The sequence below is a fragment of the bacterium genome, from assembly GCA_027622355.1.
Lineage (GTDB): Bacteria > UBA8248 > UBA8248 > UBA8248 > UBA8248 > JAQBZT01.
The window spans coordinates 1-10,827 of sequence record JAQBZT010000067.1; the positions used below are offsets into that span (position 1 = coordinate 1).

At 62.8% G+C, this 10,827-nt stretch carries 9 protein-coding genes; 3 read left to right on the forward strand and 6 right to left on the reverse strand.

The genetic code is table 11. From position 1 onward, the window contains the following. From O2807_05735 to O2807_05745, 3 genes are all read left to right on the forward strand, one after another. On the forward strand, positions 1–1,197 hold a 1,197-nt coding region (locus tag O2807_05735; GenBank protein MDA1000003.1), incomplete at its 5' end, for an amidohydrolase family protein. A 72-nt stretch (positions 1,198–1,269) separates the two neighbouring features. Then, positions 1,270–2,859, forward strand: a complete 1,590-nt coding sequence (locus O2807_05740; protein ID MDA1000004.1) for a D-aminoacylase — start codon at positions 1,270–1,272, stop codon at positions 2,857–2,859. A gap of 17 nt (positions 2,860–2,876) precedes the next feature. Further along, on the forward strand, positions 2,877–5,990 hold the full coding sequence (locus O2807_05745) for a tetratricopeptide repeat protein (protein MDA1000005.1): 3,114 nt from the start codon (positions 2,877–2,879) through the stop codon (positions 5,988–5,990). Between the two features lie 6 nt (positions 5,991–5,996). Here O2807_05745 and O2807_05750 read toward each other — a convergent pair whose 3' ends face one another. From O2807_05750 to O2807_05775, 6 genes are all read right to left on the reverse strand, one after another. Further along, the gene (locus O2807_05750; protein ID MDA1000006.1) at positions 5,997–6,503 is read right to left on the reverse strand and encodes a cyclic nucleotide-binding domain-containing protein; all 507 of its coding nucleotides are present in this window, start codon (positions 6,501–6,503) and stop codon (positions 5,997–5,999) included. Between the two features lie 73 nt (positions 6,504–6,576). Next, positions 6,577–7,149 carry a cyclic nucleotide-binding domain-containing protein gene (locus tag O2807_05755; GenBank protein ID MDA1000007.1) on the reverse strand — a complete coding sequence of 191 codons (573 nt, stop codon included), beginning with the start codon at positions 7,147–7,149 and terminating at the stop codon, positions 6,577–6,579. Positions 7,150–7,219: 70 nt separating this feature from the next. After that, a complete protein-coding gene (locus tag O2807_05760) occupies positions 7,220–7,738 on the reverse strand; it encodes a cyclic nucleotide-binding domain-containing protein (protein ID MDA1000008.1) in 519 nt (172 codons plus the stop codon). 1 nt (position 7,739) lies between these two features. Beyond that, a complete protein-coding gene (locus tag O2807_05765; GenBank protein ID MDA1000009.1) occupies positions 7,740–8,921 on the reverse strand; it encodes a M20 family metallopeptidase in 1,182 nt (393 codons plus the stop codon). A 68-nt stretch (positions 8,922–8,989) separates the two neighbouring features. Next, positions 8,990–10,192 (reverse strand): anhydro-N-acetylmuramic acid kinase, encoded by a 1,203-nt coding sequence (locus O2807_05770; protein ID MDA1000010.1) that lies wholly within the window; start codon positions 10,190–10,192, stop codon positions 8,990–8,992. After that, positions 10,189–10,827: lytic transglycosylase domain-containing protein (locus tag O2807_05775; protein MDA1000011.1), on the reverse strand; the 639-nt coding region annotated here is incomplete at its 5' end. The genes O2807_05770 and O2807_05775, both read right to left, overlap by 4 nt.

The window sequence follows — 10,827 nt, forward strand, 5'->3', positions numbered from 1 at the left end:
TCCTTCGTTCTCAGCGACTGCGAGGCCTACACCCCCGTCGAAAAAATCCACGACGCGATTGTCTGCGTCGATGCCGGCCGCATCTCCTGGATCGGGCCCCGGGGCGCGCGGCCGCTCCCCTCTGGCGCAAAAATTGTTTCCTTGAATGGAAGAGCGATCTGCCCGGGCTTTATTGACCTGCAGGTCAACGGGTTGGGCGGGGACTCGCTTCTCTCCGGAGAGGCCGGGGCGGTATCGCGGGTCGCAGCCGCCCTCGCCCGGCGCGGAACGGCTTCCTTTCTTCCCACCCTGACGACGGAAGCTCCCGAAGCGCTGATTCGTGCCGCGGAAGCGGCACGGCACGCCTGGGAAGCGCAGCGTCGGGCGAAGCTCGCCGAGGCGGAGATTCTGGGCGTTCATCTGGAGGGCCCCTTTCTCTCGCCTGAGATGCGCGGCGCACACCCGGCGGCCCATCTTCGCGCCATCGATCTGGAAGAGGTGGATCGAATCGCCGCCGCCGCCGGCGGATACGGAAGAGCGGGCCGGCCGGGCCTGTGCCTGATCACCCTCTCCCCGGAGCTGCGCGGTGCCGCAGAGGCCGCGCGCCAGCTGGCCGGCCGCGGCGTGATTGTGGCCATGGGGCACACCGCGGCGTCTGACGAGGAGATTCGCGCCTTCGTTCAGGCCGGCGGGCGGTTCGCGGTGCACGCCTTCAACCGGTACGGCCAAGGGGGTCCCGCCCACCGGTCGCCGGGGCCGATGGGCATCGTTCAGGCCGATCCGCAGATCACGGCCGGTTTGATCGCCGACGGGGTGCATGTCCGGCCCGGGGTGGCGGCCGCGTTCGTTCGCGCCAAGGGATGGGAGCGAACGATCCTCACCTCCGATCTGGTTTCGGACAGGGGACTTTCCGGAAATGAAGAGACAACCCCCTCCGCGCGGACGGTCGAGTCGGGCGGGATTCTGAGCGGAAGCCGTCTTTCCCTCGGCGAGATGGTTCCGCTTTTCCGCGCCTGGAGCGATCTTCCGCCCGGGGCGATCCTTTCCATGGCCACCTCGAAACCGGCGCAATTGCTGGGCCTCTTTCCCGGGAGGGGCCAGCTCTCTCCCGGCGCGCCGGCCCATCTGTGCGTTTTGCATCCCGAAAGCCTGGTGTGCGAGATGGCGATGGTGGGAGGCGAATGGGTGATGGGCGCGGAACAGATTGAAGTACAATGAGTTTTTGACGATAATTTCTCCAGCCCTGAGGCTGGCCCCGCCCTCTCTCTCCTGTCGCCCCGTGAGAGTGCCATGTTCGATCTCCTCTTCCGTGAAGCCACCGTTTATGACGGCCTCGGCGAGCCTCCCCATGTGGCGGATGTGGCGGTGGCGGGGGACCGGATCGTCGCCGTGGGCCTCGATCTTCCGGGAGAGGCCCGCCGCACCGTCGAGGCGGCGGGGCGCGCCCTGGCCCCCGGCTTCGTGGATATCCACGGCCATTCGGACTACTACCTGCTGATCAACCCGACCGCCGAGGCGAAGGTTCGCCAGGGAGTCACGACCGATGTAGGCGGCAACTGCGGCTATGCGGCCGCGCCGATCGCGGGACCCGCGCTCGAGGAGCGCCGCCGCAGCTACAAGGAGCAGTTCGATCTGGAGCTTCCCTTTACGGATCTCGACGGACACTTGAAACAGATGGAGGCGGGCGGGCTTTCGATCAATTACGTGCCCCTCATCGGCCACAACACCATCCGGGAGAGCGTGATGGGCGGAAAGGCGGCCACCGCATCCGCCGGGGAGCTTTCCCGGATGGCGGAGATGGTGGCGCAGGGGATGGCGCAGGGCGCCTTCGGCCTCTCCACGGGGCTGGTCTACGCCCCGGCCTGCTTCGCCGACAAGGAGGAGCTGGTTGCGCTCTGCCGGATTTCCGCGCGCTACGGCGGCCTTCTCGCCACCCACATGCGGAGCGAGGGAGACGGGCTTCTCGAAGCGATCGAGGAGGTGATCTCGGCGGCGGCTTCCGCGAATCTTCCCCTGCAGATCAGCCACCTGAAAACGGCCGGTAAGCGGAACTGGAAAAAGCTGAACGACGCCATCGCCCTCATCGAGCAGGCGCGCGATCGGGGGCAGGATGTGACCTGTGATCGTTATCCCTACACAGCGTCGAACACCCATCTGAGCGCGCTGGTGCCCGACTGGGTACACGACGGCTCGCTGGAACAGAAGCTGGCCCGCCTGCGCGATCCCGCAGATCGGGCGCGCATCCGTGCCGAGACCCTGGCGGCGCACCCGGAGCCCGTTTACTGGGACCAGATCATGATCAGCCGCGTCGTGACGGAGAAAAACAAGGTTCATGAAGGCCGGACCCTCGCCCAGGCGGCGTTGCGGCGGGGAACGGAGCCGGTGGATGCCATGATGGATCTTCTGGCCGAGGAGAAAATGAACGTCGAAATCCTGATCTTCATGATGAGCGAAGAAAATATGCGGGAAATTTTGCGCAAGCCCTATGTGATGGTGGGCTCCGACGCGGGGGCGCTGACGCATGAGCCGCCGCTGGGGGCGGGGCATCCCCATCCGCGCAATTTCGGCACTTTTCCCGCCGTTATCGGGAATTTGGCGCGGGATGAAAACCTTTTCCCCTTGACGGAGGCCATCCGAAAAATGACGTGGGACCCGTGCCAGCGTCTCGGTATACTGGATCGGGGGCGCATCGCTGCCGGCCTCAAGGCGGACTTGGTTTTGTTTGATCCTGATCGTGTGCGCGACTGTTCGACGTTTGAGCGGCCCATCGCCTACCCGGAGGGAATCGAGATGGTCATAGTCAATGGCACCGCGGTGGTGGAGGATGGTGCCCATACGGGCCGTCGCTCCGGGCGGGCCTTGCGGAAACAGGCGGCCTGAGCGGGAACGGAGGATAGATGGCGGATCTTTACACCACACTGGCGCTGGTCGGCGGAATCGGCCTCTTGTCTATTGCGGGCCTGTGGATTTTCTTCCGCCGCTCCCGGAGCCGGAACGTCTTCCCCGAGGAAACCTGGGATTCTTTCCAGACGGAGGAGGAGGCGGACTCGAACGCCCCCGGCCCCCCGAGGGGGGTCGAGCGCATCGGCGGGGATGTCTTCGCGGCGGAAGAAGGGCCGCCGGGTGAAGCGGGAGCTGCCAGAGGCAGGGAGAATGCGCCGCTCTTTGCGCACGAAAAGCCGGGGGGGGATGTGGAGCCCCTCGCGGGCGCACCATCTGCGGGTTCTTTCGCCGCCAATGGCGGGACATCCGGCGAGGCCGTCGAGGACTTACGGGCAGACGGGAGGATACCGGATTCCGGGAAAAGGCCCTGGTGGGAAACCCTCTCCTCCGCCCCCGGTGCCGCGCCGCGCCGGACAGTGGCCCAGCTGATGGGCATCGGTCTGGGCGATGCCCCTTCCCGGCCGGCGCCGAAAATCGTTTCGCAAACGCCCCCTGCCGAAGCGGAAAAAGAAGAAGAAATCTCTCTCTCCACTCCAGGATTTTCTGCGCCGGGCGCGTTCGAATCGGCGTCGCCTTTCATAGAGGAAGACGAAACGGCGGAAGTGGCCGCCCCGATCGATGCGCCGGGAAAATCTTTCGACCCGCTGGAAGATATGGACGATGAGTTTGAAGCCGCGGAGGAGGCGCCGGACGTCGTGGGGCTCGAGGTGGGCGAGGGCCTGGATGCACCGGCCGCCGCCGGACCTCCTCCGGATGACGAATCCCTCCTTCTTCCTGAGGATGAGGGGCCGAATTTCTTCGATGTTCTCCAGTCGCTGCCGGAGGAGGAGGCCGCCTCCCCCGGTGCCTCTGTGGCAGATGTGACCGGAGAAAAGGAAGAAGACGGCGCCGCCGCGCCGCTGGCCGGAGATGAAGAAGCCGCCCCGGCTGTTTTTTCGGGTGAGGAGGCAGCAGAGGATACGGCGGAAATTTCTCTCGAATCGATCGATGCCCCGAACGATCTCACCGTGGAAGAGGCGGCGGTTGCCGATCAGAAACTCGCACCTGAGCCCGGCGGCGAGGGTGAGCAGCCTTTCGCCATGGAGACCATGATCGGCGGGGCCGGCGAAGATGAACCGGCTTTTTTTCCGCCCGCTGAAGTCGAAGCCGGGATGGCCGCCGATGTGGAGGCGAAAATCGGGCAAGAGGCAGGCCCCGGGGCTTTCATGCAAGAAGAGCGTGTCCCAGTTCCCGCGGCGGAGACGCCCCCGGATGAGAGTGGGGCCGAGGAAATTTTTCTCGGCGCCGAAACCGCCGAAGAAGAGGGAGACACACGGCTCATTTCGGAGCTGCCTGCCGCGGAGGAGGAAAATTCGCTCGTTTCGGAGGAAGCGGCGGGCGGGGAAGAGATGGTTCTCGAGCCGGAGGAGGCGATTTCGGAGGATGCCCCATTTGTGTTCGCGCCGGATTCGCCCGGGGACGAAATATCTTCCGATGCGGATTCCCAGGCGGGAAAAGAAATCGTGCTCGATCTGGCGGATGCCTCCGCCGAGGAGGAGATCGAGCTGCTCGAGGACGAAGAAGTTTCCGCGCCTGCGCCGGCCGCGGGAAGTGCTGCGGATGCATCCGCCGGGGCAGAATCCATCGAAGACGATGAAATGGTTTTGTTGAGCGAGGGCGAGGAGGAGCCGCTCGATGTCTTTTCCGTCATGGGGGAGCCGGGAGAGGAAGAACCCGCGCCCGCCGCTGCGCAGGCGCCGCCGCCCGCAGGACCACCTCCCGGGATGGTTGGGGAGGCGGAGGAGGAATCGAGCATTTGGGGAGACGATGAAGAAGAAGAAACGCCCTCTGCTCCCCCCGCAGAGGCGCCCGCGGCTCTCCCCGCGTCCGAACCGAAGGCGGCGTCTCCCGCGGAAGTCGCCGCTCCTGCCCCTTCTGGTTCTCCGCTGGCGCAAATTTCTGGGCTGGTCTCGGAGATTTGCCCGGGCGATCTGATCTACCTGGATGCGCGTGATGTGCAGTTGCCGGCCGGGGCGGAATCGGCCGCCGCGGGAGCGCACGCCGATATCGAGGCCCGCGAAGGAGGCCGGGAGAAACCGTTGTCCGAGGAGTATCTCCGCCTGGGAATCGCGGAGTTGTTTCTGGGCCGTGGCGCTTCGGCCGTCGTCCAGTTGAAGGAGGCTTTGCGCCGCTCCGACCGTCTCGGGCCGGTGCTCAATGCCCTGGCGGTGGCGATGTACGATCAGGGAAAGATCGACCCGGCGATTTCCTACTGCCGCGAAGCGATTCGGGAAGCCGGAAGCAACAGGGCGCTGCAAAACGCGGTCCAGAGAAACCTCGCGCTCTTGTATCTGGAAAAGGGCGATGCCGCCCGCGCTGCGGAATTTACCGAGGCGGCCATCGAGGGAATGGACGCCGGCGGGGCGCTGGACGTGAAGGCGCAGCTGCACCTGCGGGCGGGCCAGCTTTTCCGGCGGCTCGGCGATCTGGAGAAGGCGCGCCACCATCTGTATGAAGCGAATCTGCTATTCCAAAAGGGCCACAACGGGATCCTGCGGGTCCGGTCGCTGGTGGGTTTGGCGGCCATTCAGGGCGATCTCGGGGAAATCGAGGCCTCGCTGAAGAATCTCGAGGAAGCCATGCATATCTGCCAGGGCAGCGGGGACAAGGCGGGCGAGGCGCTTGTTCTGGGACAGATGGGAATCGCATATTCCGGCCAGGATCAGTTCACGCGCGCCCTGGAATATTATGAGCAGGCCCTCGCGCTGCACCGCGAGTTGGGCAGCGACAAGGGCATCGCGGCCAATTTGAGCAACATCGGAAATATTCATTACTTCCGCGGGGATCTCGCAGAAGCGCAGTCCGCCTATGAGGCCGCCCTCGGAATCAATCGGAAAGAGGGCCATCCGATTGGGCAGGCGACGACGCTCGGGAATCTGGGGCGGGTGTTTTTCGAGCGGGAAAGCTACGCGCAGGCGCGTGTCTGCCTGAATGAAGCGCGCGATCTTTTCCGGGGAGCCGGGGCGGAGGAGCAGTTGGCCAACGTTCGCCAGGTTCTCGAGGAAGTCGAGCGGGCCGAGAATTCCTGACAAAACTCAATTTTGAAGTTTATTGTCCGTCTCGCGCAGTTTTTGGGAGAGGTTCCGGGCGAGATGCAGTGCCACCTTGAATCCGAAGCTGGGCATGATCCCGCTCAAAATTCCCGGGTCGACGGCGAGCACCAGCGTCGATTTGGCGGCGGTCACCGTCGCGCTGCGGGGGGAATCGTCCAGAATGGACATTTCGCCGAAAAAATGCCCGATCCCCAGACGCGATATTTCCTTTCCCCGGAGTGAGATGCGCACCTCGCCGGACACGATCAGGTAAAAGGTGTCGCCCGGATCCCCTTCCTCGAAGATGATTTCGTCCTGATGATAGGATTTCCGTCCGCACAGCCTGAAGAACCGGAGAATTTCGCTGGTGTCCATCTCCCGGAAAAATTCGTAATGGTTTTGGAGCTTGGAGATGAGGTCTTCGATGGGAGGGGCCCCTTCCCTTGTGAGCTTGAAGGATGCGGAAGGGGGATTCGCATGGGTGGTTTTTCTGTCGGGCGGCATATTCATGGGGTTTTCCTATCTACATATGTGCTCCCGGTGCGGGCGCGGCAAATGAGCTGAGAAAAAAATACGCATGGGGCTACTCCACCAGTTTCTCTTCTTCGGGTGCGTTGTTTTTTTCCAAAGAGATTTTTTTGTTCATCTCGCCGATTGCCTGATTGGATTCCCGGAGTTTTTCGGACAACTGCTTGGCGATGTTGACCACCACCTTGTAGCTGAGCGCTGGCATTCTTGTGGCCAGTATTTTCCGGGTTATCGTGAAGAGAACCGTGCCCTCTCCGGGGATTGCGGACGCGGAGCGGGGCGCGCTCTCCAACATGGCCATTTCACCAAACACCTGGCCGGGGCCGAGGCGCGCCACATCGCGATCACCCATGCGAATGATAATCTCACCGGAAACGATCAGGTAGAACTCTTCACCGATGTCGCCTTCGCGAAACACGACATCTCCGGGGCCGTAGGTATCTCTCTTGCACAACCGGAGGAAAGAACCCACCTCGTCCTCCAGCATGTCGCCGAAGAATGTGTAGTTTTTCTGAAGTTTCCGGATCAGCGTACGGAGCTGCAGCGGAAGCTCGCGCTTGACGAAGTTGAGTTTTTTGAAAGCCGACGGGTGCTCTGCCGGCGGCTGACCTGATGGAGAATCGGGCATTCTGCAGCTCCGTGAATTTCCGCTCGTTACGAACTTCACACAATCCGAAATATTATCATTTTTACGCCGCTCAAGACGGACTTTCTTTTTCGTTCAGCTGCCTGTCGGCTTCCCGTAGTTTTTGGGAAAGCTGTCTTAAAAGGCCCATCGCCACTTTGTACCCGACGGCGGGGTCTTCGTTTTCGAGTATTTCTTTGGAGATGGCGAGCAGAATGGTTTTCTCTCCGGCGCATGCCGTGGCGTTCCGGGGGGCGTCCTCCAAAATGCCCATCTCTCCGAAGATTTCACCGGGCTTGAGCCGGGCCACCTCCTTCTCCCCAAGGCGGATAATCACTTCACCCGATACAATAAAATAAAATGAGGTTCCCGTCTCCCCTTTTCTGAAAATGTGCCGTCCCGATTCAAAAGTTACGCGTTTGCATAATTTGAGGATTTCCCCGATTTCGAATTCCGTCATCTCCCGGAAGAATTCATAGCTGCCTTGGAGCTTGTTGATGACGATTTGAATCTCCCAGGGAAGCGCTTTTCGGAAAACAATTCGCTTCACCTCCGATTCGTTCAGGGGCCGAAAAGGCTGTTGGGTTTTCATTTTATTTTTTCCCCAGTGAAAAACGCTCCACGAGCTCGACGAGTATTCGTGCAGACGTTTCCAGTTGGGCGGTTTCGATGAATTCATCAGGCGCATGGGCCTGTTCGATGTTTCCGGGGCCGAAGAGAAAGCACCGCCGGCTTCCGGTCATGGCGGCCACCAGGCCGGCGTCGGAGTAATAGCTGACGCCGCCCATCCTCAATTCCTCTCCCGTCGTGTCGCGGTACGCCTCCCGCATGAGTTCCGTGAAATCATCTTTCGCGTCGGAGAGGATGGGCGGGCGATCGACGGACAGGGCGGCGACCCTTCCTGCTGTGCCGGGGGCCGCTGCGCATCCCTCGGCCGCCGCTTTTTCCACCAGTTCCTGAATGTCCGGCACCTTCAGCGGCGGAACGAACCGCACGTCCACCTCGACGCGGCACCGATCGGCAACGATGTTCGTCTTTCTCCCGCCCTCGATGACGCTGGCGACCACGGTTGTCTTTCCGAGTTCGGGGTGACGGTGGGCGAGTCCGTCCACCTGATCCTGAAGCGTGATGATGGTTTGCGCGGCGGCGTAAATCGCGTCCGCGCCCATGTGCGGAGCGGCGGCGTGTGCGCTTTTACCGGTGAAAAAGATCTCGTACCACATGGCCCCTTTCTGGGCTGTCATCAAATGAAGGTTTGTCGGCTCGCAGGAGAGTACGATGTCCGCCGGGCCGATGCGCCCGCGCGTGACGGCCGACGCCGCCCCCCGCATCCACGGGCTCTCTTCGTCCACCACCAGGCAGCAGCGCACCGGTCGCCTAATTTTGGCGCCGCCATCCGCCATCTTTTTGAGAAATTTGAAAGCGATCAGCGCGGCGGCCAGACCGCCCTTCATGTCGCATGCGCCCCGGCCCCAGATGCGCCCTCCCTCGCGCAGCGGCGCAAAGGGACTTTTGGTCCAGCCCTCCCCCGCCGGAACGGTGTCCATGTGGTTCAAAAAGACGAGGGCGGGCTCGCCGGAGGGGCCGCCCACCTCGGCGGTCAGATTTTCACGGCCGGGCTCGACGGAATCGCGCTCGACGCTGACGCCGATGCCGTGAAAAAAAGTTTCCAGCCGATCTGCCATGGCGCTCTCGTTTCCGGTCGGATTCTCGCTGGGGATCCGGATGAGTTCTTCGGTCAGCACGAGAACCTCTTCGATCAAGGCGGATGTCATGGTGTACCCCCCTTATCATTCGTCAATATCAATTTGCCTGTTATGCAGAAAAATGTCAGTGAGGCGGGTCACTTCAAAAATGTGATGTGGTTCCGCCCGGGTGTGATATTTCCCAAAATGACTTGCCTTTTCGCGCCTGTGGCGGCGGGAACATTGGCTGGAATTCCGCTCAGCGCGGCCCAGCCCAGGAGGGCAAAGGCGATCGCCTCGATGGAATCCGGCGGGAAGCCGCGCTCGGCGCTGCCGACCACGGGCAGCGGGGAGAGTTTTTCACGCAAAAATGCCATGAGCGTTTCGTTGTGCACGCCGCCGCCGCCGGCGATAACCTCGGAGACAGTTTGATCGCGCGGAAAAAATTCCCGGATGGCGCGGGCGGCGCATTCCGCGGAAAAATCGGTCAGCGTGGCCATTTGATCTTCGGGAGAGGCCCCTTCCCGCTCCAGCGATTCGAGGGCCGAGTTCAGAAACCCCGCTCCGAAAGTCTCCCGGCCGGTGCTTTTCGGGGGCGCCTTGGACAGATAAGGATGCCGCAGGAGTTCGCGGAGCACGGCTTCGTGTACCGCGCCTTTTTTCGCCCGTGCGCCGCCGCGGTCGAAGCGCTCGGCCCCGCCCGTGGTTTTCTCCATCAGTGCGTCGAGCAGCATGTTGGCGGGCCCGGTGTCGAACCCCGTCATCCCTTCCGCGCCGCGGGGCGGGATCAGGGTGATGTTGGCGATACCGCCGAGGTTCAAAAAAGCGGCCATTTCGTTTTCCTTTCCAAAAAGTTGGCCGTGGGCCCACGGGGTGAGGGGCGCCCCGGTGCCGCCCGCCGCGATGTCGCGGGAGCGGAAATCGGCCACCACGGTGCATCCTGTCCGCTCGGCGATGATCGCCGCGTCGCCGATTTGAAGCGTCGAGGGAAGAAGGGCGCCGTGGGCGCCGGCCCCTCCTTCCGGCAAATGGCGGATGGTCTGCCCGTGGCTGGCGATGAAATCCACCTGATCGGGCACGGCGCCGCTTTCCGCAATGAGTGCGATGGCCGCCTCGGCGAAGACTTCACCGACTTCCCTGTGGAGCGAGCAGATCTCCGCGGTGCCCAGGCCGGGTTCACCCCCCGCGAGAAGGACCCGCGCCCTCAAGTCCTTTGGATAGGGCCTCGCATGAAACCCCAAAAGTTCCACCATCGGGATCCGGCCGGGAGCGATGCGGCAAAGGGCCGCGTCCACGCCGTCCGCCGAGGTTCCCGACATGAGCCCGACGGCGATGCGCTCTTTCGAAGGAGGGGGCGTCACGGCGTTTGACCCGCGGGGGATGGGGGCAGATTCATCCGGGCGTAGATGCGCTGGTATTCCCAGTAGTATCCGAGCACCCGCTGGATGTACTTGCGGGTTTCCTCGTAGGGGATGCGCTGGATGAAAACCTCGATGGAGTCGTTTCCGCGGGCGCGCCACCATCTTTTGACGGGGGTTTGTCCGGCGTTGTAACTGGCGATGGCGGGAACGAGGGCGCCTTTGAAGGTGCGTACCAGGTTGCCGAGGTGGCGGGCCCCCAGATTGACGTTGACCTGCGGGTTGAACAACTCCCGCGAATCCTTGAGGCGGACCTTGTGAATCCGGGCCAGCCGGCGGCCCGTGCCCGGCATGAGCTGCATCAGCCCGATGGCGCCCGCTCTTGAAAACGCGTTCGGGTCGAATGCGCTCTCCGCCATGATGATGGAATTGACGAGAAGGGGGTCCGCGCCATTTGAGAGCTTTCGCTTGAGTTGCAGGGGAAATGCGGTTTCCCAGAATTCGGCCGGAAGGTCCTGTCCGCCTCCCTGGATCGCCGGCCAAAAGCCTTCCCGGAGGATTTTGATCGCCCGCTTCGCGTCATTCCCCCGCGCGAAGGCGTGGGCGGCGCGGTAGCGGAAAAAGGAATTGTCCCCGAG

What these genes read in the sequence shown, in the direction of transcription:
- O2807_05740 (MDA1000004.1), top strand. Translation starts at nt 1,270, where the DNA reads ATGTTCGATCTCCTCTTCCGTGAAGCCACCGTTTATGACGGCCTCGGC.
- O2807_05765 (MDA1000009.1), bottom strand. Translation starts at nt 8,921, where the DNA reads ATGACATCCGCCTTGATCGAAGAGGTTCTCGTGCTGACCGAAGAACTC.
- O2807_05750 (MDA1000006.1), bottom strand. Translation starts at nt 6,503, where the DNA reads ATGAATATGCCGCCCGACAGAAAAACCACCCATGCGAATCCCCCTTCC.
- O2807_05755 (MDA1000007.1), bottom strand. Translation starts at nt 7,149, where the DNA reads ATGCCCGATTCTCCATCAGGTCAGCCGCCGGCAGAGCACCCGTCGGCT.
- O2807_05760 (MDA1000008.1), bottom strand. Translation starts at nt 7,738, where the DNA reads ATGAAAACCCAACAGCCTTTTCGGCCCCTGAACGAATCGGAGGTGAAG.
- O2807_05745 (MDA1000005.1), top strand. Translation starts at nt 2,877, where the DNA reads ATGGCGGATCTTTACACCACACTGGCGCTGGTCGGCGGAATCGGCCTC.